General features: G+C 67.8%; 23 protein-coding genes. 7 read left to right on the forward strand and 16 right to left on the reverse strand.

Annotation, left to right across the window (positions count from 1 at the left end; translation table 11 throughout):
• Nucleotides 1-23 precede the first annotated feature (23 nt).
• The 9 genes from ACIA8G_RS13840 to ACIA8G_RS13880 form a co-directional block, all read right to left on the reverse strand.
• The gene (locus ACIA8G_RS13840) at nt 24-362 is read right to left on the reverse strand and encodes a P-II family nitrogen regulator (protein WP_396418789.1); all 339 of its coding nucleotides are present in this window, start codon (nt 360-362) and stop codon (nt 24-26) included.
• Nucleotides 359-1,702 carry an ammonium transporter gene (locus ACIA8G_RS13845; protein ID WP_396418790.1) on the reverse strand — a complete coding sequence of 448 codons (1,344 nt, stop codon included), beginning with the start codon at nt 1,700-1,702 and terminating at the stop codon, nt 359-361. The genes ACIA8G_RS13840 and ACIA8G_RS13845 overlap by 4 nt, the downstream gene beginning before the upstream one ends.
• A 382-nt stretch (nt 1,703-2,084) precedes the next feature.
• Nucleotides 2,085-3,605: an alpha/beta fold hydrolase gene (locus tag ACIA8G_RS13850; RefSeq protein ID WP_396418791.1), complete on the reverse strand. Its 1,521-nt coding sequence runs from the start codon at nt 3,603-3,605 to the stop codon at nt 2,085-2,087.
• Nucleotides 3,606-3,720: 115 nt separating this feature from the next.
• Nucleotides 3,721-4,713 carry an allantoicase gene (alc, locus tag ACIA8G_RS13855; protein WP_396418792.1) on the reverse strand — a complete coding sequence of 331 codons (993 nt, stop codon included), beginning with the start codon at nt 4,711-4,713 and terminating at the stop codon, nt 3,721-3,723.
• Nucleotides 4,710-5,999, reverse strand: coding sequence for an allantoinase AllB (allB, locus tag ACIA8G_RS13860; protein ID WP_396418793.1), 1,290 nt, complete (start codon nt 5,997-5,999; stop codon nt 4,710-4,712). The genes alc and allB overlap by 4 nt, the downstream gene beginning before the upstream one ends.
• 5 nt (nt 6,000-6,004) lie before the next feature.
• Complete coding sequence (locus tag ACIA8G_RS13865) at nt 6,005-7,018, reverse strand: glycerate kinase (RefSeq protein ID WP_396418794.1); 1,014 nt, start codon at nt 7,016-7,018, stop codon at nt 6,005-6,007.
• A gap of 58 nt (nt 7,019-7,076) precedes the next feature.
• Nucleotides 7,077-8,777 (reverse strand): glyoxylate carboligase, encoded by a 1,701-nt coding sequence (gene gcl / locus ACIA8G_RS13870; protein ID WP_396418795.1) that lies wholly within the window; start codon nt 8,775-8,777, stop codon nt 7,077-7,079.
• Between the two features lies 1 nt (nt 8,778).
• Entirely contained in the window at nt 8,779-9,636 is an 858-nt protein-coding gene (locus tag ACIA8G_RS13875) for an NAD(P)-dependent oxidoreductase (protein ID WP_396418796.1), read from the reverse strand.
• Entirely contained in the window at nt 9,633-10,379 is a 747-nt protein-coding gene (locus ACIA8G_RS13880; RefSeq protein ID WP_396418797.1) for a hydroxypyruvate isomerase family protein, read from the reverse strand. The genes ACIA8G_RS13875 and ACIA8G_RS13880 overlap by 4 nt, the downstream gene beginning before the upstream one ends.
• Nucleotides 10,380-10,463: 84 nt before the next feature.
• Between ACIA8G_RS13880 and uraD the strand changes: the two genes are divergently transcribed.
• Together uraD and pucL are read left to right on the forward strand one after the other, a co-directional pair.
• Nucleotides 10,464-10,985: a 2-oxo-4-hydroxy-4-carboxy-5-ureidoimidazoline decarboxylase gene (gene uraD / locus ACIA8G_RS13885; RefSeq protein ID WP_396418798.1), complete on the forward strand. Its 522-nt coding sequence runs from the start codon at nt 10,464-10,466 to the stop codon at nt 10,983-10,985.
• Nucleotides 10,986-10,990: 5 nt separating this feature from the next.
• Nucleotides 10,991-11,869, forward strand: coding sequence for a factor-independent urate hydroxylase (gene pucL, locus ACIA8G_RS13890; protein ID WP_396418799.1), 879 nt, complete (start codon nt 10,991-10,993; stop codon nt 11,867-11,869).
• Here the strand turns inward: pucL and ACIA8G_RS13895 are convergent.
• The 5 genes from ACIA8G_RS13895 to aceB all read right to left on the reverse strand — a co-directional run bounded on the left by ACIA8G_RS13895 (nt 11,796) and on the right by aceB (nt 17,612).
• Nucleotides 11,796-13,079: an FAD-dependent oxidoreductase gene (locus ACIA8G_RS13895; RefSeq protein WP_396418800.1), complete on the reverse strand. Its 1,284-nt coding sequence runs from the start codon at nt 13,077-13,079 to the stop codon at nt 11,796-11,798. The two genes, pucL and ACIA8G_RS13895, sit on opposite strands and share 74 nt — an antisense overlap.
• Before the next feature lie 19 nt (nt 13,080-13,098).
• The gene (locus ACIA8G_RS13900; RefSeq protein ID WP_396418801.1) at nt 13,099-14,364 is read right to left on the reverse strand and encodes an NAD(P)/FAD-dependent oxidoreductase; all 1,266 of its coding nucleotides are present in this window, start codon (nt 14,362-14,364) and stop codon (nt 13,099-13,101) included.
• Nucleotides 14,365-14,415: 51 nt separating this feature from the next.
• Nucleotides 14,416-14,883: an Imm1 family immunity protein gene (locus tag ACIA8G_RS13905; protein WP_396418802.1), complete on the reverse strand. Its 468-nt coding sequence runs from the start codon at nt 14,881-14,883 to the stop codon at nt 14,416-14,418.
• Between the two features lie 75 nt (nt 14,884-14,958).
• Nucleotides 14,959-16,128, reverse strand: a complete 1,170-nt coding sequence (locus ACIA8G_RS13910; protein ID WP_396418803.1) for a DUF6986 family protein — start codon at nt 16,126-16,128, stop codon at nt 14,959-14,961.
• On the reverse strand, nt 16,128-17,612 hold the full coding sequence (aceB, locus tag ACIA8G_RS13915; RefSeq protein ID WP_396418804.1) for a malate synthase A: 1,485 nt from the start codon (nt 17,610-17,612) through the stop codon (nt 16,128-16,130). Before aceB ends, ACIA8G_RS13910 begins: the two co-directional genes overlap by 1 nt.
• A gap of 91 nt (nt 17,613-17,703) precedes the next feature.
• On the opposite strand from aceB, the gene ACIA8G_RS13920 reads away from it, so the two are divergent.
• Entirely contained in the window at nt 17,704-18,435 is a 732-nt protein-coding gene (locus ACIA8G_RS13920) for an IclR family transcriptional regulator (protein WP_396418805.1), read from the forward strand.
• 86 nt (nt 18,436-18,521) lie between these two features.
• On the opposite strand, the gene ftsY is transcribed toward ACIA8G_RS13920, so the two are convergent.
• Nucleotides 18,522-19,772: a signal recognition particle-docking protein FtsY gene (ftsY, locus tag ACIA8G_RS13925; RefSeq protein ID WP_396418806.1), complete on the reverse strand. Its 1,251-nt coding sequence runs from the start codon at nt 19,770-19,772 to the stop codon at nt 18,522-18,524.
• Nucleotides 19,773-19,892: 120 nt separating this feature from the next.
• Here ftsY and ACIA8G_RS13930 point away from each other — a divergent pair, with 120 nt between their 5' ends.
• Both ACIA8G_RS13930 and ACIA8G_RS13935 read left to right on the forward strand, forming a co-directional pair.
• The gene (locus tag ACIA8G_RS13930; protein ID WP_396419656.1) at nt 19,893-21,023 is read left to right on the forward strand and encodes an anhydro-N-acetylmuramic acid kinase; all 1,131 of its coding nucleotides are present in this window, start codon (nt 19,893-19,895) and stop codon (nt 21,021-21,023) included.
• Nucleotides 21,011-22,570 (forward strand): sodium:solute symporter, encoded by a 1,560-nt coding sequence (locus ACIA8G_RS13935; protein ID WP_396418807.1) that lies wholly within the window; start codon nt 21,011-21,013, stop codon nt 22,568-22,570. Before ACIA8G_RS13930 ends, ACIA8G_RS13935 begins: the two co-directional genes overlap by 13 nt.
• Here the strand turns inward: ACIA8G_RS13935 and ACIA8G_RS13940 are convergent.
• Nucleotides 22,520-23,443: a GNAT family N-acetyltransferase gene (locus ACIA8G_RS13940; protein ID WP_396418808.1), complete on the reverse strand. Its 924-nt coding sequence runs from the start codon at nt 23,441-23,443 to the stop codon at nt 22,520-22,522. The genes ACIA8G_RS13935 and ACIA8G_RS13940 overlap by 51 nt on opposite strands.
• A 269-nt stretch (nt 23,444-23,712) precedes the next feature.
• On the opposite strand from ACIA8G_RS13940, the gene ACIA8G_RS13945 reads away from it, so the two are divergent.
• Both ACIA8G_RS13945 and ACIA8G_RS13950 read left to right on the forward strand, forming a co-directional pair.
• Complete coding sequence (locus ACIA8G_RS13945) at nt 23,713-24,051, forward strand: hypothetical protein (protein WP_319970212.1); 339 nt, start codon at nt 23,713-23,715, stop codon at nt 24,049-24,051.
• A 24-nt stretch (nt 24,052-24,075) separates the two neighbouring features.
• Nucleotides 24,076-24,789 carry a lysophospholipid acyltransferase family protein gene (locus ACIA8G_RS13950; protein ID WP_396418809.1) on the forward strand — a complete coding sequence of 238 codons (714 nt, stop codon included), beginning with the start codon at nt 24,076-24,078 and terminating at the stop codon, nt 24,787-24,789.
• Nucleotides 24,790-24,810 lie beyond the last annotated feature (21 nt).

Raw genomic sequence — 24,810 nt, forward strand, 5'->3', positions numbered from 1 at the left:
TCTCCCCAATTTAGAAACTGCAGTTAGAGCGCATCCGATCCACGTTCACCCGTGCGGACGCGGACAACGGTCTCGACCGGGGTGACCCAGACCTTGCCGTCGCCGATCTTGCCGGTGCGGGCGGCCTCGACGACCGCTTCCAGCACCTTCTCGACGGCGGTGTCGTCGATGACGACCTCGATCTTGATCTTGGGCACGAAGTCCACGGAGTACTCGGCGCCCCGGTAGACCTCGGTGTGGCCCTTCTGGCGGCCGTAGCCCTGCACCTCGCTGACGGTCATGCCCAGCACCCCGAGCTGTTCCAGGGAGCTCTTCACGTCGTCCAGCGTGAACGGCTTGATGATCGCGGTGACCAGCTTCATGACTTGTTGCTCCCCTCGAGAACCGCGGTCGCGCCCGCGGTCACACTGGCCTTGCTCGCACCACGGGAACCGGTGAGGCTGCCGTACTCGTAGGCGCGCTCAGCGTGCTCAGCTTCGTCGATGCTGGCGACCTCGGCCTCTTCCGACGCGCGGAAGCCGACGGTGAACTTCACCAGGTAGCCGAGCGCGAGGCTCAGCACGAACGAGTAGCCCAGCACCGCGAACGCACCGACGGCCTGACGCCAGAGCTGGTCGAAGCCGCCGCCGTAGAACAGACCGTTGATCTTGGCCGGGGCCGACTCGCTGGCGAACAGGCCGATCAGGATCGTGCCGGAGAGACCACCGACGAGGTGCACGCCGACGACGTCGAGCGAGTCGTCGTAGCCGAAGCGGTACTTCAGCGACACGGCCAGGGCGCAGAGGGCACCGGTGATCGCGCCGATCGCGATGGCACCGATCGGGGTGACCGACGAACAGGCCGGCGTGATCGCGACCAGACCGGCGATGACACCGGACGCGGCACCGAGCGTGGTGGCCTTGCCGTCACGGATGCGCTCCGTGAGCAGCCAGCCGAGCATCGCGGCGCAGGTGGCGACGAGCGTGTTGATGAACGTGACACCGGCGAGGCCGTTGGCGCCCAGGGCCGAACCGGCGTTGAAGCCGAACCAGCCGAACCACAGCAGACCGGCGCCGAGCACGACCAGCGGCAGGCTGTGCGGCTTCATCGGCTCCTTCGGCCAGCCGACGCGCTTGCCGAGCACGATCGCGAGCGCGAGACCAGCCGCACCGGCGTTGATGTGGACCGCGGTACCACCGGCGAAGTCGATCGCGAGGAGCTTGTTGGCGATCCAGCCACCGGGGTCGATGACGTTGCCGGCCTCGTCCTTGCCGTCGAAGTCGAACACCCAGTGCGCGACCGGGAAGTACACGATCGTCGCCCAGAGGCCGGCGAACAGCAGCCACGGGCCGAAGCGGGCGCGGTCGGCGATGGCGCCGGAGATCAGCGCGACCGTGATGATCGCGAACATGGCCTGGAACGCCACGAACACCGTGCTCGGGATCTTGCCCGAGAGCGAGTCCGCGGCCAGCAGGCCGTCAAGGCCGAAGAACTCGAACGGCTTGCCCACCAGGCCGCCGGCGACGTCCGCGCCGAATGCCGTCGAGTACCCGAACAGCACCCAGAGGACACCCACCACGGCCATGGCGCCCAAGCTCATCATCATCATGTTGAGCACGCTCTTCGAACGGACCATGCCTCCGTAGAAGAAGGCAAGGCCCGGCGTCATCAGCAGCACCAAGGCGGCGCTGGTGAGCACCCAGGCGGTGTCCCCTGTATCCACTTCGACCTCCACTGCACGTCGGTTGCAGGGGAGCATCGAGATGTCCTGTTTCACCCACTTACGTGGAACGTTTCGCGGAGGTGAACTGTGGGGCGCTCCTTGTTACGTCCGCGTTTCGCGGGGTTCACGGTCTCGATTCGGCCACCTCACGGCCCCGAGCTGATTACGAGAAGTAGCCCAACGCCTCCCCCTTCCGGGGCATTCGGCCGTGCCGAGCACGATCGCTGGACACGGTGGGCTGCGCCCAGCACGGCGAACACCCACGGCCACACCTGCTGCCGTGAACGCGAAGCGCACCCCACGCACCCTTCCCGCGAGGTCAGCCATGCGCGGACCACACCCCCGGACGTATGCGCCGAAGGTGTAGTCCGCGACCTGACTATCAGCGCAGCGAGAACGGACCAGCCGGAACCGGGCGCTTCGCGGTCAGCGCACCCGCTTCCTGAGCTGGCGGCTCCACCGCGGCGCACGTGGTGCCGCTGCGCGGCAGCTTCAGCGACACGAGGTACTCGTTGTTGATCTTGAGCGTGCACTCGCTGCGGTCGTAGACGCCGTGGCCCCAGCCTTCGTAGGTCACGAAGACGGTGGTGTCACGGGACTGCCGGTGCGCGTTGACCGCCCACTCGTAGACCGTCGCCGTGTCGTAGCGCGAGTTGGTCAGCAGGATCTTCGGCGCGTTCTTGATCTTCAGCGGCCGCTGCGAGTTCGTGGCCTTCGGGTACCCGACGCAGCCCATCATGGCGCCGTGACCGATCGACGAACCGCGCGTGTTCGGCGCGACCCGCTTCTCCATGGTGTTGAGCGCCTTGTACTCGCCGTACGAGCTGACGCGCAGGTTGTAGTCGTTGCAGAAGACACCCGCGAACGGGTTCTCGAAGGTCTCACCCTCGGCGAACTTCGCAGACACCGGCGCACCGGCCGCGAGCCTCGCGACGTAGTCCGCGAACGGCTTGAAGGCAGGGCCGTAACCCATGCCGACCACGTTGGCACCGAGGTTCTCGGCGGTGATCACGCGGCCGTTCGGGTCCTTCAGCTCACCGCGGTCGGCCTTGGCGAGCAGGTCATTCCAGATCTTTCGCAGGTCCTTGCCGTAGAAGGGCGACGTCGGCGTGCGGTCGCTCCACTTGACCCACTCGTTGAACATGTCTTCCGCGCCACGCGCCTCGGTCTCGAGGAACTTCCACGTGCCGAGGCTGTGGTCCATGTTCGAGTCGATGATCATGGCGCGGATGTTCTTGCCGTACCGCTCCGCGTAGTGCTGACCCATGATCGTGCCGTACGAGACGCCGTAGTAGTTGATCTTCTTCTCACCCAGCGCACGACGGATCGCGTCGATGTCCTGCGCCACCTCGGCGGTCGAGGCGTGGTCGAAGATCGCGCCGGACTGCTTGCGGCAGTCCGCCCGCAGTTCCTTGTTGAACGCGACCAGCTGGTCGTACTCGGCGGCGTTCTTCGGGTAGGCCGAAGGCGCCTTCTGCATCAGGTCGGCCGAGCACTTGATCGGCTGACTGCGGGCGACGCCACGCGGGTCGAACCCGATGACGTCGAACTTGTCGACGATCTCCTTGCTGAAGTAGCGGTCCGCGCCGAACGAGAAGTCGACACCGGAGCCGCCGGGGCCACCGGGGTTGATGACCATCGAGCCGATCTTGTTCGCCTGGTCGTTCGCCCTTCTGCGCGAGACGGCCAACTGGAACTTCTCACCGTTCGGCTTGGCGTAGTCGACCGGCAGCTCCAGGAAGCCGCAGTCGACCGTCGGCACCTCGGTGCACGGCTTCCAGTCGATCGCGCCGGCCTGGTACTCCGGCTGCCCTTCCGGAGCCGCGAAAGCGGCCGACGAACTTCCCAGTACCAATGCAGAACTCGCGAGCGCGGCCCCGAAGACGCGCATCATCGGTTGCATATGGATTTCCTCCCTAGATCCCCGAACTTTCGGGAGGAAACGTTTCACCATCCGTGTGACGCAGACAACCAACTGAGGTAGGGAGAAGAATCAGACCGTGGTCGGACAACCACCCTCAGTTAGTCGTTTTGGCCCACATCTCCTGAAGGTGTGTTAGGCCATCACTCGTAGGGGTACCGATGATTCGGAGGCGTGCCATGCCTCCGTCCGGATAGATGTCGAGCCGCACCTGAGTCGCCTCTGCGCTGTCCACCACGAACCGGTGCCGCGTGTCGGGCTGCAGCCGGGTGCGCGGCAGCAGGTCGAACCACGCCTCGGGGTCCGTGCGTTCGTCGCACGCGCTGACGGACGCCCAGCCCGGCGCGTTGCCCTTGAAGTGGCTCGTGTCGAGCTCGACCAGCCGCACGACACCGGGCGCGGCGAGCCGCAGTGACACCCAGTCGTTGCCGTCGTCGCGCCGGCGCGCGGTCTCCCAGCCCTCGCCCATGACCGTGGCCTGGCCGGGGGCGATGAGGTTGTTGGGCGAGCTGTAGAACATGTTGCTGCAGCCGGTGACCACCGCGCCGTTCTCGAGCGCCGCGAGATCGATGCCTCCCACGAGCAGCCGCGGATCGGCGATCGGCTCGCCGTGCACGCGCAGCCTGGCGATGCCGCCGTCCGGGTCCATGGTGAGGCGGACGTGCGTGACGCGACGACCTTCGCTGACGTCGAAGTAGTGCTTCTCGTCGCCCTTCAGCGCGGAGCGTTCGACCAGCGGGAACCACTCGGTGATCTCGCCGGCGGCCGGGTAGCCGTCGACCTGGGCACCCTCTACCCAGCAGAACGGCGGGTAGTTGCCCTTGAAGAACGCCGTGTCGACGACGACCCCGCGCACGGTGCCGGGCATGCCGAGCCGGATCACCGCCTGGTCGACCCCGGCCTCACGTCGGCGCCTGGTCTCCCAGCCGTCGTAGATCTGTCCTTTGTGGCCGAAGGTGTAGGTCTGGTAGACCGGCTCGGCGGGCTTGATCAGGTTCTCCCGCTCGGCGAACAGCTCGTCGTTCGCCCACACCACACCACCCCCGACCGCGCGCGAGGCGAGATCGGGCAGCCGGGTCCACTCCGTCATGCTTCTCCTCTACGTAGCAACTTGCCTTGCGTCTGGCTGATTTCCTTGCCACGCAACCACGTCTGGCGCACGACGCCGTTCAGCTCACGGCCGTGGTACGGCGTGACGGGGTTGCGGTGGTGGAGCGCGTTCTTGTCCACCACGAAGGTCTCGTCCGGTGCGAACACCACGAGATCCGCGTCCTTGCCGGGTTCGATGGCGCCCTTCGACGTCAACCCGACCTGGCGCGCCGGATGCGCCGCCATCCAGCGGACGACGTCGGTGAGCTGGAAGCCGCGTGCGCGTGCCCCCGTCCACACCGCGGGCAGGCCGAGTTGCAACGACGCGATGCCGCCCCACGCCGTGGCGAAGTCGCCCGCCTTCAGCTCGACCGTGCTCGGCGAGTGGTCGCTGACGACCAGGTCGATGATGCCGTCGCGCAGCCCCTGCCACAGCGCCTCGCGGTTCGACTCCTCACGGATCGGCGGGCAGCACTTGAACTCCGTCTGCCCGTCGTGGATCTCCTCGGCGGTGAACGTGAGGTAGTGCGGGCAGGTTTCCGCGCTGATGTGCAGGCTCTCCCGTTTGGCTGCCTCGAGGATCGAGAGCGCGTCCGACGACGAGAGGTGCAGGATGTGCGTGCGGGCACCGGTCTTGCGGGTCAGCTCCACGACGTCGCTGATCGCCCGGTTCTCTGCCTCGCGCGGCCGTGACGCGAGGAATCCCGCGTAGTCCGGCTCGGAGTCGCGGACCGTGTGCGCGTCCTCGGCGTGCACGATCGTCAACGCGTCGAGCGTCGCCAGTTCCCTCAGTGCCGCTTCGAGTTCCGTGGTGCTCACCGCCGGGAACTCGTCCACGCCGGAGTGCAGCAGGAAGCACTTGAAGCCGAAGACGCCCGCCTCGTGCAGCGGCTTGAGGTCGGCCAGGTTGCCGGGGACGATGCCGCCCCAGAACCCGACGTCCACCGACACCACCGCCGCGGCCTTGCGCTTGATCTCCAGCGCCGCCACCTCGACCGTCGGCGGGATGCTGTTGAGCGGCATGTCGATGATCGTGGTGACACCACCGGCAGCGGCGGCTCGAGTGGCGGTCTCGAAGCCCTCCCACTCGCTGCGGCCGGGGTCGTTCACGTGCACGTGCGTGTCGACCAGGCCAGGCAACAGCACCTCGTCGTCCGCGAGGTGCACGACGTTCGGCGAGTCGAGATGCGGCTCGACGGCCACGATCCGGCCGTCTACCACCCCGACATCGCACGCGATCTCGCCCTGCGGGGTGATGACCCTGCGGGCGCGGAAGACCAGGTCCATGCCGCTCACTCTGACACCCAGTCCCGCGCTATGCGACCGCCGAGCTCTCCCAGCAGGGACTCTGCCTGAGCCATGCACCTGGTGACGTCAGGTTCGACGTCCAACAGCGCGTAGGCGGCCTTCAACCCCAGGTCGCCCGGCGCGACCGAGCACTGCCCCGCCACCGCGACCACCGGCACGTCACCCGAGGCCTTGACCACCCCGAACGGCGCCTTGCCGTGACGGGTCTGCGCGTCCAGCGACCCTTCGCCGGTGATCACCAGACTCGCCTGGGCGACGGCCTCGGCGAACCCGACCAGCTCCAGCACCACCTCGATGCCTGGCCGGAACCTGGCGCCCAGCACCGCCAAGGCCGCGAACCCGATCCCGCCGGCCGCACCGGCTCCTGGCCGTTCCGCGTACTCGAGACCCACGCGGGCCGCGAAGGCTTCGAGGCGCGCTTCGAGGATCTCCACCTGGTCGGGTGAGGCGCCCTTCTGCGGCCCGTAGACCGCCGCCGCGCCAGAGGGCCCGAGCAGCGGGTTGTCGACGTCCGAGGCCAGCACCAGGTCGACGCCGTCGAACGACGCCTTGCCCAGCGCCTCCAGCATCCCGGCGCCGCCGTCCGTGCACGCGCTGCCGCCCAGGCCGAGCACGATCGTCGTGCAGCCGAGGTCCAGCGCGGCCTTCAGCAGCTCGCCGACGCCGTGACTCGTCGCTTCGAGAGGCGCGGGCTTCTCCAGCAACGTGAGCCCGGCCGCCGCGGCCACCTCGACCACGGCGGTCGTGCCCCGCACCGCGAACGACGCGGGAACGGGTTTGCCGACGGGCCCGGTGACCCAGCGGCCCACCCTCATGAACCCGGCGGCGACGGCGGCGTCGACGGTGCCGTCGCCGCCGTCGGCCACCGGGAGGAGGCGCACGTCCACGTCCGGGGCCGCCTCCCGCAGGCCGCGCGCGACGGCGGTGGCGACCTGCGGGGCGGTGAGCGAGCCCTTGAACTTGTCCGGCGCGATGATCACGGGCCTGTTTTTCCTCACGCGGGGCCCCTTCGTGCGCTCCAAGTGCACGAAAGCTCCCCGCGTGCGCTCGAACAACTCACGGGAGGGGCTCGTACTCGCGCATGGCGGCGATGGACGTGCCGTTCGCGGTGTTGCCCTCGCGCTCGATCATGATCTCGACGAGCACCGGCCGCGAGGTGCGGTCGGCCTCCTTGCGCGCCCACTCCAGCGAGCTGCGGATCTCGCCGGGATCGGCCACCCGGATGCCGGAGCAGCCGTAGGCCTCCATGATCTTCACGTTGTCCGAGCCGGTGGTGTCGTAGTGGATGTCGACCTCGTACTTCATGTCGTAGCCACCGTGGTCCTCCGCCATCCGGATCAGGCCGAGGTACTCGTTGTTCAGCATGATCAGCACGAACGGCACGTCGTACTGCGCGCCGACCGCGAGCTCCTCGACCAGGAACTGGAACGAGTAGTCGCCGACGATGCCCACGACCTCGGCGTCCGGCTGGGCCTTCTTCACGCCGATCGCCGCCGGGATCTCCCAGCCGAGCGGGCCTGCCTGGCCGCAGACCTGGTAGTGCCGCGGCTTGTGCGCCTTCTGGTGCTGGCCTGACCAGATCTGGTAGAGCCCGATGGCCGTGACGAAGTAGGTGTCCGGGCCGTAGAAGTCGTTGATCTCCTTGAACACCCGCGGCGCCTTGACCGGCACGGTGTCGAAGTCCTCGTGCCGCAACAGGGTCCGCTTCAGCTCCTGGCAGCGGTCGACCCACTCGCCCGCCGCGCGCGGGCCCCGTGAACGAGCCTTCTCGAGCAACGCCTGCAGGAACACCTTCGTGTCGGCCACGATCCCGAGATCCGGCCCGAAGACCTTGCCGATCTGGGTCGGTTCGACGTCGACGTGGATGAACTTCCGGTCACCGCGGTAGGTCGCGAGGTCACCGGTGTGCCGGTCGCCGAACCGCGCGCCGAGCGCCAGCACCAGATCGCTCTCCAGGAACGACGCGTTGCCGTAGCGCTGCGAGGTCTGGATGCCGGTCATGCCCGCGTAGAGCGGGTGGTCCTCGTCGATGGCGCCCTTGCCCATCAACGTGGCCTGGATCGGGATCTGCAGGAACTCAGCCAGGTCCAGCAGCTCGGCGGACGCCTCGCCGAGGATGACACCGCCACCGGCCAGCAGCAGTGGGCGTTCGGCGGCCAGCAGCATCTCCAGCGCCCGTTCCACCCGTGCGTCGGAGGGCGCGCTTTTGATCACCGGCAGCGGTTCGTCGATCGAGGAGTCCCACTCGATCTCCTGCTTCTGCACGTCGATCGGCAGGTCGATCAGCACCGGACCCGGCCGGCCGGAGCGGGCGATCCGGAACGCCTCGCGGAAGATCCACGGCATCTGCGCGGCTTCCTTGACCTGCACCGCCCACTTCGTGACGGGAGCGGCGATCGAGACGATGTCGACGGCCTGGAACGCCTCCTGGTGCAGCTTCGACACCGCCGCCTGGCCGGTGATGCACAGGATCGGCACGGAGTCGGCCTGTGCGGTGTACAGGCCGGTGATCATGTTCGTGCCGGCCGGGCCGGAGGTGCCGATCGCGACACCGACGTTGCCGGTCGTGCGCGACCAGCCGTCGGCCATGTGCGTGGCGCCCTCCTCGTGCCGCACGATGAGGTGCTCGATGCCGCCGTCTTCCTCCATCGCCTTGTACAGCGGCAGGATCGCGGCGCCGGGGCAGCCGAACACGGTGTCGATGCCCTCGGACTTCAGGACCTCGACGACGGCCTGCATGACTGGGATCTTCGGCATATCAGGCCCTTCCCGCGAAGTTCTCGATGACCTTGAGCAGCGCGGAGTGGTCGAGCGACCCGTAACCCTGCGCGCGTCCCGCCGCGACCAGAGCGGCGATGAGGTTGGTGACCGGCAGCGCGACGTCGGCGGCGCGTGCCGCGTCCAGTGCGATGCCCATGTCCTTGTGGTGCAGATCGATCCGGAAGCCGGGCTGGAACTCGCGCGCGATCATGCTCTCGCGCTTGAGGTCGAGGATCCGGTTCGCCGCGAGGCCGCCCGCGAGCACGTCCAGGCCCGCCTTCGGGTCGACGCCGGACGCCTCCAGCAGCACGATCGACTCGGCGACCAGGGCGTAGATACCGCCGACCATCAGCTGGTTCGCGGCCTTCACCACCTGGCCGGCGCCGTGCGGCCCGACGTGCACGATCGTCTTGCCGACGACCTCCAGGAACGGCCTGGCCGCCGCGAAGTCCTTCTCCTCACCGCCGACCATGATGCTCAGCGACGCCTGCACCGCACCGGTCTGGCCACCGCTGACCGGCGCGTCGAGCACGCGGACGTGCGACAGCTTCTTCGCGATCTCGATCGAGGTCGACGGCCGGATCGTGCTCATGTCGATCAGCAGGGTCCCGTCGTCGAACGTGATGCTGTTGACGACCTCCTCCACCTGCGGGTGGTTCGGCAGCATCGTGATGACGACCTCGGCGCCGGTGACTGCGTCCTGGGCGGTCCTCGCGGCCGTCCCGCCCTGCTCCACCAGCTTCTCGAGCGAGGCGGAGCTGAGGTCGAAGCCCGTCACGTCGTGCCCGGCGGCTACGAGGTGGGCCGCCATCGGGCTGCCCATGATGCCGAGTCCGATGAAACCGATCCTGGTCATGCTTGATCCCTCCAAGCGAAGGAGTGGGTGACGGGCTTGTACTCGGCGCCCACGAAGCCCGTGTAGCCGTTGGCTCGCAGCTTCGCGAGGTGCCCGAAGATGTCGAGCTCGCCGGTGCCGGGCTCACCGCGTCCGGGAGCGTCGGCGATCTGCACGTGACCGATGAGGTCGACGTGGTCGGCGAGGGTGTCGAGGTCGTCGCCGTTCGTGGCGAGGTGGTACAGGTCGGCCAGCAGCTTCACGTTGCCGCGGTCGACCTGGTCGATGACGTCGAACGCCTGTTGGGCGGTCTTGATCGGGTACTTGGGCGCGCCGCTGAGGGGCTCGATGACCAGCTGCGCGCCGGCCTCGGCAGCCACGTCGGCGGCGAAGCGGTAGTTCGAGATGGTCTGCGCGGAGGTCTCGAAGTTGCCGTGCAGTGCGTTGAGCGTGCGGCAGCCGAGGCGGGCCGCGATGGCGACGGTGACCTCGACGTTCGTCCGGAACTCGGTCTCCCGGCCGGGCCACGAGGTGAGCCCGCGGTCACCCGCCGGCATGTCGCCCGCGAAGAAGTTGAGGCCGACCAGGCGCACGCCCGCGTCGTGGATCGCGCTCTCGAACGCCTCGATCTCGCGCGTCTCGGGTACGGCCTCCGCGAACGGCCACCAGATCTCGACCGCGTCGAACCCGGCGGCCCGCGCCGCGGCCGGGCGCTCCAGCAACGGCAGCTCGGTGAAGAGCATGGAGAGGTTTGCGTCGAACATCTTCTGGCCTGTCCTTCCACATTGCGGAAGTTGAATTTCGCTCTACGGAGACACTAGACATCTCACTTGGCTGCGGTCAAGAATGTGGAATCTAGATTCCGCGATACAGAAACTTGGAGAGCCGTGGAGAGCTTCAACGCCGCCCCGGAGGCCGAACTGCGACCTCTGCTCACCGAGTGCCTCGCGGTACCCCGCTGGGTCGACGCGATAGTGGCGGGCAGGCCGTACGCGTCGATGGATGCACTCCTCGCGGCTTCTTCGGTTGCCGCACAAGGACTTTCCGACGAGGAGGTGCTCGGCGCGATCGCCGGGCACCCGCGCATCGGCGAACGACAGAAGACAGGTGGGGTGTCAGCGAAGTGGTCGCGGACCGAACAGTCCGGTGTGGACAGCTCCCAGGCTGATCGCCTGGCGGCTGCGAACGCCGCGTACGAGGATCGGTTCGGGCACATCTACCTGGTGTGCGCGACCGGCCTGAGCGGTGCGGAGATGCTCGGCAACCTGTCGGGCAGGATGGACAACCCGCCGGACGTCGAGCTCCGCGTCGTCAACGACGAACTCGCGAAGATCGCCGCCTTGCGGCTGCAGAAGCTGATCGGGAGCTGAACAACATGGCCATCGTCTTGGGCCCCAACCAGTACGGCAAGGCGGAGAACCGCCTCGTCACGGTGTCGCGCAACGGTTCCGTGCACACGATCAAGGACCTGACGGTCAGCACGTCGCTGCGGGGAGACCTCGCCGACACGCACCTGACCGGTGACAACGCCAAGGTGCTCGCCACTGACACGCAGAAGAACACGGTCTACGCGTTCGCGAAGGAAACCCCGGTAGGCGAGATCGAGGAGTTCGCGCTGCGCCTGGGCCGGCACTTCGTCGGCACGCAGGAGGCGATCACGGGTGCGCGCATCCTGATCGACGAGCACTGCTGGGAGCGGATCGAGGCCAACGACCACTCGTTCGTCCAGGGCTCGAACGAGAAGCGCACGACCGCCGTGACGATCGAGGGCTCGCAGGCGTGGGTCGTGTCGGGCGTACGCGACCTCGTGGTGCTGAAGTCGACCGGCTCCGAGTTCCACGGCTACCCGAAGGACCCGTACACGACGCTGAAGGAGGTCACCGACCGCATCCTCGCGACGTCGGTGACCGCCCGCTGGCGCTACGTCGGCACTGATGTGGACTGGGCGAAGTCGTTCACGGAGATCCGCTCGATCCTGCTGAAGACGTTCGCGGACAAGCACTCCCTGTCGTTGCAGCAGACCCTCTACGCGATGGGCGAGGCCGTGCTGCAGGCCCGGTCCGAGGTCGCCGAGGTGCGGCTCTCCATGCCGAACAAGCACCACTTCCTGGTGGACCTCAGTGCGTTCGGCCTGGAGAACGACAACGAGGTCTTCTACGCCGCGGACCGTCCGTACGGCCTCATCGAGGGGTCGATCCTGCGGGACGACGCTCCTGACGCCGGGCTTGCCTGGAGTACTTTGCCAGCCTTCTGAACACCACCGGGTTGAGCAGGCTCGCCGGCGAGGCGACCATGTGCACGACCCGGACGAAGCGGCGGAACAGGTCGGGGTCGTGCACGATCCCGGCCTGCCACTTGTTGATGTACCAGCCGAGCAGGCCGCCGCGTTTGGTCTCCACCCAGCTGCGGTCGGCATTGCTGGACATCGCCCACGGTCCCTGCGCGGTCTTCGCGACCTTGCGCTGGAACGCCCGGCAGCCCTTGGCGCTGAAGTCGTTGTGCTGCCGGAACAACAGGGCTTCCATCGTCGCGACGGTGATGCCCTGCCCGTACACGGGGTTGAACGCGCACACCGCGTCTCCCACCGCCACCAGCCCGCCCGGCCAGTTCGCGGTGGCCTCGAAGGCGTTGCGGCGACTGGCCGTGCGGGCGAACAGGTAGACGGGCGTGAGCGGTTCGGCCTCGGCGAGCAACTCCGAGATCGGCACCCGAAGCGAGTCGAGGTACTCCTGGTAACCGTCGGGATCCCGCGGCGCGTGATCGCCGACCGCACCCTGCGCGCTGACCATCAGCCGATCACCCTCGATCCGCATCACCGCGACACCGCGCGAGATGTCCGGAGCCGACAGGCTTTCGGCGTACACCACGGGAAAGTCCTTCGGCGCGGTGTAGATCCGGGTCGCGTACCCGGTACCGGAGTCGACCACCTCGGGTTCCGGTGTCGTGATCCCCGCCTCGGCGAGCCAGCCAGGCACCTTCGACGACCGGCCGGACGCGTCGACGACCAGGTCCGCGTCGATCCTGCCGTCGCGCGTGATCACTCCGTCGACGTCACCGCCACGGAACGACAGCCCGGTGATGTGCACAACGTCCACGATCTTGGCGGTGACGCGCCGGCGGATGTGGGTCTCCAGGAGCGGGCGGCTCAACGACAGCAGTGGCAGGCCGATGCGCGTCGTGGCCAGCCAGCCGAGCGGGTTGAGGATCTTCATGTCCCCCGCGTCGGCCAGCACCGCGCCGGCCTGCACGAGTTCGTCGCGCAGGCCGGGGAACAGTTCCTCCATCAGCTCGCCGCCCCGCACCAGCAGGCCGTGCGTGTGCCTGCCCTGCGGCACGCCCGCCCGGTACTCGGGCTCGTCCGACAGCTTGTCCCGTTCCAGGATCACGACGTCGTCGAACGACTCGGTCAGCACCCGAGCCGCCAACAAGCCGGCGATTCCCCCACCGATCACCAAGGCCTTCATAGGCCCATTGAACCCGAACTCAGGCGTTGACCTTCGCGCCTCTCAGCTTCCACAGCGCGGAAGGGCTGAGCAGCGACGTCGGCGGTGCCTGCAGGTGCATGACGCTGAGGAACCGGCGCACCATGTCGACGTCCTGGGTGAGCGCGACCTGCCAGCGCACCATGAGCTTGTTCATCAGGCCCGGCTTGAAGTCCGGTGCCCACTGCGCGTCGGCGCCCGCGGACATGCCGAACGGCCCGGCGGCGACCTTGGCCAGCGCTGCCTGGAACGCCCGCACGCCTTCGGCGGAGAAGTCGGTGTGCTTGCTCAGCAGCTCGGCCTCCAGTGCGGCGATCGTCATGCCCTGGCCGTACAGCGGGTTCAGCGTCACGACGGCGTCGCCCACGGCGATCAGCCCGGCGGGCCAGTTCGAGACCTTCTCGTAGGCGCGCATCGAAGACGCGGTCCGCGCGTAGAGGTAGATCGGCGTCAGCGGCTCGAGGCCTTCGAGGACATCGGCCAGGCCGACGTCCAGCGAGCGCGCGAAGGCCATGAACTGCTCGGGGTCGTTCGACGGGTGATCACCGTCCGCACCTTGCAGAGTGACCAGCAGCTTGCCGCCCTCGATGCGGGTGGCGGAGCAGCCACGGCGCTGGACGGGCGCGCTGATCATCTGACCGATGGCGATCTTGTCGTTGTGCGGCAACGCGTAGAGGCGCGTCGCATAACCTGTCCGCGAATCGACGGAAACGGGCTCCGGCACCTCGACCCCCGCGGCGGCGAGCCACTCGGGCAGCTTCGCGGTGCGGCCGGCGGCCAGCACGACCAGGTCGGCCTCGATGACCTCGTCCGCGCCGGTGTCCTTGCGACGCACGCGCACGCCGTCCACAGTGGAGCCGTTGAAGCGCAGGCCGAGAACATTTGTGTTGTCAACGAATTCCGCGGAGACGCGGTGGCGGATCGCGGTCTCCAGGAACGGGCGGCTGACGGACAGCATCGGCAGGCCGGTCTCGCCCTGCGCGGCCCAGCCGTGCGGGGTGAGGACGCGGGCCTCGCCGGCGTCCATGAGCTGGGCCCCGGCGTCGATCAGCGAGTCACGCAGGCCGGGGAAGAAGTCCTCCATGATCTGGGCACCGCGCAGCAACAAACCGTGCGCGTGCCTTCCCTGAGGAACACCGGAGCGGTACTCCGGCTCCGCCGGCAATCTGTCGCGTTCCACGACGATCACCCGGCTGTACTTGTCCTCCAACGCCTTCGCGGTCAACAGGCCCGCAACGCCCGCACCGATCACCACAGCAGTAGCCACGGATGGCACAACGATCGACGTGCTCTCGTTGTTACCCGAACGAGACCGAGGTCACCGGTTTTCCGTTGACCGCAAGGCCATCTGCTGGTCGCGCCACGAGTGGAAGAGATCTGCCTCGCAGTACCAGTCCACTCCTGTCGGGCGTTCGCCAGACTTCATGAACTCGACGAGCAACTGCCGGTACAGGTCGAGCGGAACGCCGACACCGGGCGGGAAGTCGGTGTACTTCTCGTTGACGTACGGCGCTTCCGGCGAACCTTTCGGCCACCCCATGAAGGTGTTGTCGACGTAGTACATGTAGCCCCACTCGCCCCGCACGGCGAGCACGACGTTGTGATCGGGATCGCCGTCGGAGGTGAGCGGCCTGCCGAAGTGGTCGAGCGACCCGTCGTTGCACGCGGGCCTGCCGAGCAGGCCGATCAGCGTGTCCACATCCGCTTCGCACGCGACGACCTGGTACTTGTGCTCCGCCGCATCGAGGTCGGGCAGCCCGGTCCACAGGCCAGCACGCATGCTCATGCGTGCCACCCTGCACCCATTGCCGGGAACATTCGAGACCCATTGACAGAACCACACGAACGGGTGATGACCCGGTCAGCCCGAACGGGTCGCGAGCCCCCGGAGTGCTGACTCGTCCAGACCTGTTGCCACCTGCACTTCCACCGGATCGAGTGCACCGCAGTCCACCGCTCGGAGGAAGAACGATGACAACGCCTGGGCGGTCGCCGGTTCGTCCAGCACGCCTCCTGAGACGCGTTGCACATAGGACTTCAGGCGGCTGGCGTCCGCGTCCAGACCCTCGCGGTAGAAGGCGTAAACGGCCGCATAGCGGGTGACCAGCTGGACGGGGTGCAGATCCCAACCCTGGTAGAACCCGTGTTCGAGTGATCGTCGCGTGAGCCGGTAGTGCGTGTCCCAGCCGAGCTGCTTCTGATCTCCGACCGGAAGCACGTTGGTGGAGCCGTCGGACAGCCGGACCCCGGTCCCAGCAGCGGAAACCTGCATGACGTGCCGCGCGAAGTCACACGCGCCGTGCGCCAGGTGCTGCTGTGCCGCGGACAACCCGCAGCCCGCCGTGTAGTCGTAAGTGCCGAAGTGCAGACCTGTCACCCGGCCGCGGCCCGCCTCGATGAACCGCGGGATCGCCAGCCTGCCCTCGCCATCCACAATGGACTGCGTCGTCTCGACCTGGATCTCGAACCGCAGATCCTTCCCGAAGAGGTCGAGGACCTCGCCGAACACCTCGACCTGGTCGACTGATGTCACCTTCGGGAAAGTGATCACAAAACCTGGCGGAACCTCTCCCAATGCTGTCAGGAAGATGTCCAGCGTGCGCAGGCCGCGCTCGCGCAACGCCTTGGTGTCGAACGACTTGATCCGCAATCCGAACGACGGCGGCGCCGTGCCGGCCGCCAGCCACCTGGACACGAGATTCGCCGTGCTCTCGGCGTCCATGTCCTCGACGTCGTCCTCCGGCGCGCCGTAGCCGTCCTCGAAGTCGATCCGCAGGTCCTCGATCGGCTCGCGCCGCAGCTTCGCCTCGACCCGGTCGAGCACGCCCTCCGGCAGTTCCGGGAGAAGTTCCGGTTCGATCGACTCGAGCGCCTCACGGCCCCAGTCCTCGATCGTCGTCGCGATGATGCGACCGGCGGGCACGTAGCACGTGTGCACGGGCTGACGCCCCGCCGGCCAGCTGCGTTCCACAGTGGACAACCGCGCGGTCACCCGCGCGATGTCGTCGGGTGACAGCGATGTCTCGTACATCAGATGCGCTCGTACGCCGGCAGCGTCAGGAAGTCGACGAAGTCCTCGGACAGCGCGACCTGCTCGAACAACTCGACGGCCGCAGCGACGTGCGGACCCTCCAGTTCGCCGCCGACGCGGCCGAGGACCTCGCGCACGGCGTCCGGCGTGACCTGCGTGCCGTCGTCCAGCACGACCTTGTTGTTGATCCACTGCCAGATCTGCGAACGCGAGATCTCCGCGGTGGCCGCGTCCTCCATCAGGTTGTGGATCGCCGCCGCACCGTTGCCGCCCAGCCACGAGGCGATGTACCGCACGCCGACGTCGACCGCGCTCTCCAGCCCGGCACGCGTGGCCGCGCCACCCGCCGACTTGAAGTCCAGCAACTGCCCGGCCGTCACGCTCACCTCCGGCCGCTGCTTGTCGATCTGGTTCGGCCTGTCCCCGAGGACGCCGTCGAAGATCTCGCGGCACACCGGCACCAGGTCCGGGTGCGCCACCCACGACCCGTCGAACCCGTCCGTCGCCTCGCGCGTCTTGTCCTCACGCACCTTGCGCAGCGCGTTCTCGGTGACCTCCGGGTCGCGCCGGTTCGGGATGAACGCCGCCATGCCGCCCATCGCGAACGCCCCGCGCTTGTGGCAGGTCTTCACCAGAAGTTCGGTGTACGCGCGCATGAACGGCGCCGTCATCGTCACGCTGTTGCGGTCCGGCAGCACGAAGTCCGCGCCGGCGTCCCGGAAGTACTTGATGACGCTGAACAGGTAGTCCCACCGTCCCGCGTTGAGCCCCGACGCGTGGTCGCGCAGTTCGTAGAGGATCTCCTCCATCTGGAACGCGGCCGGGATCGTCTCGATCAGCACCGTCGCCCGGATCGTGCCGTGCGGCACGCCCTTGAGCTTCTGCGCCGTCGTGAAGACGTCGTTCCACAGCCGTGCTTCGAGGTGGGACTCCATCTTCGGCAGGTAGTAGTAAGGCACGCCGAGTTCGGCGTTGTGGAAGAAGTGCAGCCCGAAGTCGACCAGCGCGCCGACCGCCTTGCGGCCGCCGAACTCAAGGTTCCGCTCGTCGAGGTGCCAGCCACGCGGCCGGACGACGATCGTCGGGTACGGCCCGCCCTTGAGCGCGTAGTGCTTGCCCTCCGGCGACGTGAACTCGATCGTCCCGCGCGCCGCCTCGTAGAGGTTGACCTGACCCTGCACCACGTTGTCCCAGTGCGGGGTGTTCGCGTCCTCGAGGTCCGCGAGCCACACCTTGGCCCCGGAGTTCAGCGCGTTGATCGTCATCTTGCGCTCGGTGGGCCCGGTGATCTCGACGCGACGGTCCCGGAGTGCCTCCGGCGCCTGCGCCACCTGCCACTCGCCGTCGCGCACGTCCTGCGTCTCCGGGAGGAACCCGAGAGGCCGGCGCTCCTTCCTCAGGGCGAGCAGCTCGTCCCGGCGGGCGGCGTGCGCCTCGTGCAGCTTCGCCACGAACTCAAGAGCCTCTTCGCTGAGGACCTGCACCTGGATCCACCTCTCTCGGTTTTGCTGTGTGGACTATAGTTTTTGCATTGCGGAACTGCAATGAGAGGAGCCGCACGTGTCAACAGGTGGCGTGCAGTCCCTACAAAGAGCCTTCGACCTGCTGGAACGCCTGGCCGACGCAGGCGGCGAAGCCTCCCTTTCCGAGCTCGCCGCGTCCTCCGGCCTGCCGCTCCCGACGATCCACCGGCTCATCCGCACACTTGTCACGCTGGGCTATGTGCGCCAGAACAGCAACCGGCGCTACACCCTCGGCTCACGACTGATCCGTCTCGGCGAGACCGCGTCGCGCCAGTACGGCACCTGGGCCCGCCCGTTCCTGTCACAACTCGTCGACTCGGTCGAGGAGACCGCGAACCTCGCGGTGCTGGACGGCGACGAGGTCGTCTACGTCGCGCAGGTGCCGTCGAAGCACTCGATGCGCATGTTCACCGAGGTCGGCCGCCGGCTGCTGCCGCACGGGACCGGCGTCGGCAAGGCGATGCTGTCGCAGTTGCCGCGCGAGGAGGTCCGGTCGCTGCTGGAGCGCACCGGACTGCCCGCGTACACGTCGAACACGATCACCGACGCGGCCGAGCTGCTCGACTCGCTGGACGAGATCGCCGAGCGCGGGTTCGCGCTGGACGAGTCCGAACAGGAGCTCGGGGTCCGGTGCATCGCCGTACCGGTGATCGGTGGACCGACGCTCGCGGCCGTGTCGGTGTCGGGGCCGGAAGGCCGCCTCACCAAGGACGCGGTCGCCCGGATCCTGCCTGAAGTGCTTGCGGTGGCGAAGAGGCTGGCGGATCAGGCCGTGACTGCCTGAACGTGCTTGCGCAGGGGTACCCCCGAGCCGGGAACCCCTACATCTCAACGTACTCAGGGGGTCCGACAAGATCAGCCGAGCAGCGTCTAACCAAGCAGGGCGTCGACGAACGCGCCAGGCTCGAACGGCGCCAGGTGATCAGCACCCTCGCCAAGCCCGACGAGCTTCACCGGCACCCCGAGCTCGCGCTGCACCTGGAACACGATGCCGCCCTTGGCCGTGCCGTCCAGCTTGGTGAGCACGATCCCGGTGATGTCGACCTGCTCGGCGAACACCCGCGCCTGCGTGAGCCCGTTCTGACCGGTCGTGGCGTCCAGCACGAGCAGGACCTCGTCCACCACGGCCTGCTTCTCGACGACGCGCTTGACCTTGCCGAGCTCGTCCATCAGGCCCTTCTTGGTGTGCAGGCGGCCGGCGGTGTCGATGAGCACCGTGTCGACCCCGGTGTCCACCCCGCGCTTGACCGCCTCGAAGGCCACAGACGCCGGGTCGCCGCCCTCAGGTCCGCGCACGGTCTCCGCGCCCACGCGCTTGCCCCAGGTCTCCAGCTGGTCGGCCGCTGCCGCGCGGAATGTGTCCGCCGCGCCCAGCAGCACGGTGCGTCCGTCGGCCACGAGCACACGCGCGAGCTTGCCCGTAGTCGTCGTCTTGCCGACGCCGTTCACGCCTACGACCAAGAGCACTGCGGGCTTGCCGGCGTGCGGCAGGGCCTTCAGGGCGCGGTCCATCGACGGGTCCAATGCGGACACCAGCACCGAACGGACCAGCGCCTGCGCCTCTGCCTCGGTGCGGACGGCGGAGGACGCGATCTTCGCGCGCAGCGTCTCCACGATCTCGTTGGTGGTGGCCGCGCCGAGGTCGGCAATCAGCAGCGTGTCCTCGACGTCCTGCCACGAGTCCTCGTCCAGGTCGCCTGCGCCCAGCAGGCCCAGCAGCGAGGAGCCGAACGCGTTGCGCGACTTGGACAGCTTGCCCCGCAGGCGTTCCAGGCGGCCGGCCGTCGGTTCGATCTCCTCGACCTCGGACGCCTCTTCCGGCAGGTCGACCTCGACGAACCCGCGCTTCACCGAGTCGCGCGGCACCGCGGCGTCGTCACCGACACCCGGCTGGCCGTCGACCTCGGTCCGTTCGGCGACCGGGTGCTCGACGGCCTCAACGGGTTTGGCCGGTGCCAGCGAGATGCCCGAGGTGGCCTCGTAGCCGCCGGGCTTCGGCGCCTCCTCCTTCTGGGTGAGGCTGATGCGACGGCGACGCGTCAGCACCACACCGGTCACCAGCGCGGCGATCAGCACGATCGCCACGACGACCAGGATCAGGACAAGGGAAGAGGTCGGCACGGGCTCATGGTTTCACAGGCCGTCATGTGACCTGCCAACCATCTATTGCTCATTTAGGCGAAGATTTCACCAAAGCACTTGCGTCCGACCACAGTGTGGAATAGACCACACGTCGTGAGGGTGATCGGACTGATTTCCGGCACGTCGATGGACGGCATCGACGTCGCCGTCGCCGACCTGTCGATCTGCGGCGACGTCGTCGAACTCGTGCCGGTGCAGCACGCCGAGCACCCCTTCCCGAAGGATCTGCTCGAGAAACCACGGGACCTCGCCGAAGTGTGCGCCTTCGACACGTCGCTCGGGCAGGCTTTCGGCGAAGTCGCCGCCGGATACCTGCCGGCGGACCTGATCTGCTCGCTCGGCCAGACCGTGCACCACGAGGTGCAGGACGGCGACTGCCTCGGCACGCTGCAGCTCGGGCAGCCCGCGTGGATCGCGGAACGGACCGGTGTGCCGGTGATCGCCGACCTGCGGGTCAGGGACGTGGCCGCAGGCGGTCAGGGAGCCCCGCTGGCGAGCACGCTCGACGCGCTGTGGCTCAACGGCATGGTCGGCCACACCCCCGCGATCGCGCTGAACATCGGCGGCATCGCGAACATCACCGTCGTGCGGCCGGGAACGCCGCCGATCGCCTACGACACCGGGCCCGGCAACGCGCTGATGGACGCCGTCATGGAAGTCCTGTCCAACGGCCAGAGACGCCAGGACACCAACGGTGAGTTCGCACGCAGAGGCACCGTCCGGGAAGACATCCTCAAGAAGCTCCTCGCGGACCGGTACTACGCGAAGCCGTGGCCCAAGTCGACGGGCAAGGAGCACTTCAACGCCGAGTACCTGCAAGGGTTCCCGACCGTGCCGGCCGAGGACATGCTGCGCACACTCGTGGAGCTGACCGCCCGCACCATCGCGGACGCCTGCCGCGCGCACGACGCGAGCGCCGTCGTCGCCTCCGGTGGCGGCATGCGCAACCCGGTGCTCGTCGAGTCGCTCACGAAGGCGCTCGACCCGATCCCGTTGAAGATCAGCGACTCGGTGGGCCTGCCGCGCGACGGCAAGGAGGCCTACCTCGCGGCACTGCTCGGATTCCTGACGTGGCACGGGATCACGAGCAACACGCCGTCCGCGACCGGTGCGTCCGGCCCGCGGCTGCTCGGCAGCATCACGCCCGGCAACGGGCCGCTGAGGCTGCCGGAGCCCGTCACCACCGCCATGACGAAGCTGATAGTGGGGGAGCCGAAATGCGCGGACTAGATCTCGCGATCATCGCCCTGTTCCTCGTCGGCATGCCGTTGCTCGGCATCTGGATCGGCGGCAGGCAGAAGTCGTCCACCGACTACTTCGTCAGCGAGAAGCGCATCTCGTGGTGGGTCGTCTGCCTGTCGGTCGTGTCCGCGGAGACGTCGACGCTCACCGTGCTGAGCGTGCCGGTGATCGCCTACATGGCCACGCCCGCGCAGGGCGGCATGACGTACCTGACGCTCGCGCTCGGGTACATCGTCGGCCGGATCATCGTCAGCTTCGTGCTGCTGCCGCGCTACATCGCCGGTGATCTCGTCACGGCGTACGCGTTCCTGGGCAAGCGGTACGGCGACGGCATGCGCGCCACGGCGTCCGTGACGTTCCTCTTCACCCGGCTGCTCGCGGACGGCATCCGGCTCTTCGCCACCGCCATCCCGATCAAGCTGGTGCTGCGCGAGTACGGGATCGACGCCTCGTACTGGACGATCATCCTGGCGCTCGGCATCGCGATGGTGTTCTACAGCTTCTTCGGCGGCGTGCGCGCGGTCGTGTGGGTCGACGCCATCCAGATGCTCTGGTACGTCCTCGGCGGCGTCGTGGTGATCTGGTTCCTGGCCGGCGAACTGCCGGACGGCTGGCTCTCGAAGGCCACCGACGTCAGCAAGTTCCAGATCTTCGACTTCACCTCGTCACCGCTGACGGGCGCCTACCCGTTCATCGCCGCGTTCTTCGGCGGTGCGCTGCTCTCGATGGCCTCGCACGGCGCGGATCAGCTGATCGTGCAACGGCTCATGGCCACGCGGGACGTGAAGTCGGCCCAGAAGGCGTTGATCGCGTCCGGTTTCGTGGTGTTCCTGCAGTTCGCGTTCTTCCTGTTCATCGGCGTGATGCTCTGGGCGTTCTACAACGGCGCCGACCCGGTGAAGGGGCTCGAGCTCGGCAACAAGGACGAGCTGTTCGGGCACTTCATCGTCGACTCGCTGCCGTCGGGCCTGTCCGGCTTCGTGATCGCCGGCATCCTCGCGGCCGCGTTGTCGTCGTCGTTGGGCGCCTTGGCTTCCAGCACGGTCACCGACGTCTACGAACGCATCCGCAAGACCCCGATGACCGACGACGAACGCCTGCGCCACGGCCGGATCTGGACCCTGGTGTGGGCCGGTCTGCTGATCGTGTGCGCCGGTCTGTTCGCCTCCTCGAACAAGACCACCGCGGACCCGATCGTGGTGCAGGCGCTGGGCATCGCCGGCTACACCTACGGTGCGCTGCTCGGGGCCTTCCTCCTCGGCCTCATCTTCAAGCGCGTCACGCAGGTGGACGCGATCATCGCGTTCGTGTCGACGGTGCTGGTCGTCGGTTTCGTGATTCTCGGGGTCAAGTTCGCCGGCAGCACACCGACGATCAACTTCGGCAGGGCGACAGCGGAGCTGAAGTCGTTGACCGGCTGGTGGAACACGCCCCTGGGGGTGGCGGTCACCTTGCTGGTGGGTGGGTTGTTGTCACTGCGGCACTCACGCGGTGTGCCGGTACGCGACGAGCTCGATGTGAAGACGGAAGCCTAGCCGGGCGAACATCCTCTGCGACGAGTCGTTGCCTGAGTGGATCGACGCGGCGGCCTGCGGTCGTGCACCGTGTTCCGCCGCGAGTTTCCACAGCAGTTCGGTGACGAGGGCAGCGCCCGCGCCCTGACCGCGGACATCGGGTTCCACGGCCACGAAGTCGATGTAGTACTCCTCGGGTTGCGCTTTGCCCGCGGCGTACCCGATGACGCGCTCACCGTCCATCGCGACGACGACGGTGCGGTTCTCCGGTTTGGATTCGACGAGTTGCTTGCCGGACAGATAGGTCCGCGGGAAACATCGCTCGTGCAGCACGGCCACGGCCTCGTGCACGTGCGGATCGGTCGGGAGCACGCGCATCTCGCGCTCGCTGGGGCACTTCGCGTCCCTCAGCAGCAACGTGCGCAACTCCCCGTTGTCGAGTATGTGGATGGCACTGGCCTTGCCGGCGCTGAACTTGTGGCGCTCGGCGAACGCCGCCAGCCGCCGGTGGGCGGTGTGCCCGTACAGCTCGAGGTCGGTGATGCCGGTGAGGAGCTCGGTGGCGCGCCGGAACATCGCGTCGGCGTTCTGGTCCCAGATGCGGCTGCCGGCCGGGTGGTTGACAGGTACGTCGACGAACGGCCCGTGCAGCCACGCGCGGCCCAGCTCCGCGTCGATCTCCACGCTGAGCATGCCGGTGATGTTGTCGTCGGCATCGACGGCGACCACCGTGCAATCGGCCCAGCTGGGCTCGAACTCGGCGAGCTCCGCGCGGAGCTCTTCGACTGTCTCACCGAGGTACCCGATGTGGTGCGCCTTGTCGGCCTGGAGCCGGACCAGCAGCGCCATCGTGGCGCCGAGGTCGCCAGGTTCGGCGAAACGGATGTCGTACATAGAAGGAATGGTTGCTCGCACGGCCGTTCGAAGCGAGGGAGTTTTCCCGGAGACCACATCGTGGGTGGTGGAGGCACCGGTGCACCCGCCCCGACCTGGTGGTTTGTGCGCGCGCAACCATCTCCGCGAGTTGTCCACCCGCGAGGAGACAACGCTCACACCTGGCAGCACTCCGGCGCTGGTATGCCCGCTCGCCGTCGCGGGCGGTCGCCGGTGCGACACCCAGATTCGGGCTTGCAGGCCAGGTGAGGGTGGGGGACTCTTCTACAGTGAGTGAGGAAACGATCCAACTCGATCTCAGCGAATCCGGGGTGGCCGTCGACCTGCCCTTGCCGACGAACAACCGGGACGGTGTCCAGGGCGTTCCGTACCGGCCGGTCGAATTCCGAGACGATGATCTGCCCACTGCCTTGGAACGTGCCGCGGCGTGGCTGCGGCAGACACAGGACTGGCTGGGCGAACCCGTGGACGTCATCGCAGTTCATCTCGACTACGACGACACCAAGGGCAACCCGTACTACGACCTCAAGCTGCTCTGCAACGACGAGGATCTGGCGGGTGTGCCGAGGGTCATCCGAGACAACGAAAGGGCCGCTACCGGGCAGTAGCTTTTCCGGCTACCGTTCGGAGGCATGTCGGATCGTGTGTATCCCCCGGTGATTGCCGCAGCAAAGCTCATGTTCCGGGTGCTGGACCTGCGGCTCACCGTCGAAGGGGCGCACAACGTCCCGCGTACGGGTGGAGCCGTGCTGGCGTCCAACCACGTCAGCTACCTCGACTTCATCTTCGCTGGCTTCGGTGCGCGTCCCTCCGGACGCCTCACGCGGTTCATGGCGAAGCACGAGATCTTCACGAACAAGATCGCAGGCCCGCTGATGCGCGGCATGCACCACATCCCCGTCGATCGGAGCGCGGGCCAGGCCTCCTACCAGCAGGCACTGTCCGCGCTCCGCGATGGCGAGGTCGTCGGGATCTTCCCCGAGGCCACCATCAGCCGCTCGTTCACGGTCAAGGACATCAAGTCCGGCGCGAACCGGCTGGCGCACGAGGCGGGCGTGCCGATCATCCCGGTCGCGTTGTGGGGAACCCAGCGACTGTGGACCAAGGGCCGTCCGAAGAACCTGACCCAGCGGCACGTGCCGATCACCATCCTCATCGGCGAGCCGTTCGAGGCCCTGCCCGGCGACTCCGGCGACACGTTGCTGCGCCAGCGGATGCAGGACCTCCTGGACATCGCCCAGGCCGGCTACCCCAACGAGAAGGGTGCCTGGTGGGCACCCGTGCACCTCGGTGGCACCGCGCCGACGCCCGAGCAGGCGGCGGCGCTGGACGCACGCCAGGCCTGACCTGGGGATACAAGGTTTTCA

This window comes from Lentzea sp. NPDC051213 (assembly GCF_044455585.1).
Taxonomy (GTDB): domain Bacteria; phylum Actinomycetota; class Actinomycetes; order Mycobacteriales; family Pseudonocardiaceae; genus Lentzea.

Excerpts from the sequence above, each read along its gene's own strand:
- ACIA8G_RS13840 (WP_396418789.1), bottom strand. The coding sequence starts at position 362 with ATGAAGCTGGTCACCGCGATCATCAAGCCGTTCACGCTGGACGACGTG.
- ACIA8G_RS13850 (WP_396418791.1), bottom strand. The coding sequence starts at position 3,605 with ATGCAACCGATGATGCGCGTCTTCGGGGCCGCGCTCGCGAGTTCTGCA.
- alc (WP_396418792.1), bottom strand. The coding sequence starts at position 4,713 with ATGACGGAGTGGACCCGGCTGCCCGATCTCGCCTCGCGCGCGGTCGGG.
- allB (WP_396418793.1), bottom strand. The coding sequence starts at position 5,999 with ATGGACCTGGTCTTCCGCGCCCGCAGGGTCATCACCCCGCAGGGCGAG.
- gcl (WP_396418795.1), bottom strand. The coding sequence starts at position 8,777 with ATGCCGAAGATCCCAGTCATGCAGGCCGTCGTCGAGGTCCTGAAGTCC.
- ACIA8G_RS13875 (WP_396418796.1), bottom strand. The coding sequence starts at position 9,636 with ATGACCAGGATCGGTTTCATCGGACTCGGCATCATGGGCAGCCCGATG.
- ACIA8G_RS13880 (WP_396418797.1), bottom strand. The coding sequence starts at position 10,379 with ATGTTCGACGCAAACCTCTCCATGCTCTTCACCGAGCTGCCGTTGCTG.
- pucL (WP_396418799.1), top strand. The coding sequence starts at position 10,991 with ATGGCCATCGTCTTGGGCCCCAACCAGTACGGCAAGGCGGAGAACCGC.
- ACIA8G_RS13895 (WP_396418800.1), bottom strand. The coding sequence starts at position 13,079 with ATGAAGGCCTTGGTGATCGGTGGGGGAATCGCCGGCTTGTTGGCGGCT.
- ACIA8G_RS13905 (WP_396418802.1), bottom strand. The coding sequence starts at position 14,883 with ATGAGCATGCGTGCTGGCCTGTGGACCGGGCTGCCCGACCTCGATGCG.
- ACIA8G_RS13910 (WP_396418803.1), bottom strand. The coding sequence starts at position 16,128 with ATGTACGAGACATCGCTGTCACCCGACGACATCGCGCGGGTGACCGCG.
- ACIA8G_RS13935 (WP_396418807.1), top strand. The coding sequence starts at position 21,011 with ATGCGCGGACTAGATCTCGCGATCATCGCCCTGTTCCTCGTCGGCATG.
- ACIA8G_RS13940 (WP_396418808.1), bottom strand. The coding sequence starts at position 23,443 with ATGTACGACATCCGTTTCGCCGAACCTGGCGACCTCGGCGCCACGATG.
- ACIA8G_RS13950 (WP_396418809.1), top strand. The coding sequence starts at position 24,076 with ATGTCGGATCGTGTGTATCCCCCGGTGATTGCCGCAGCAAAGCTCATG.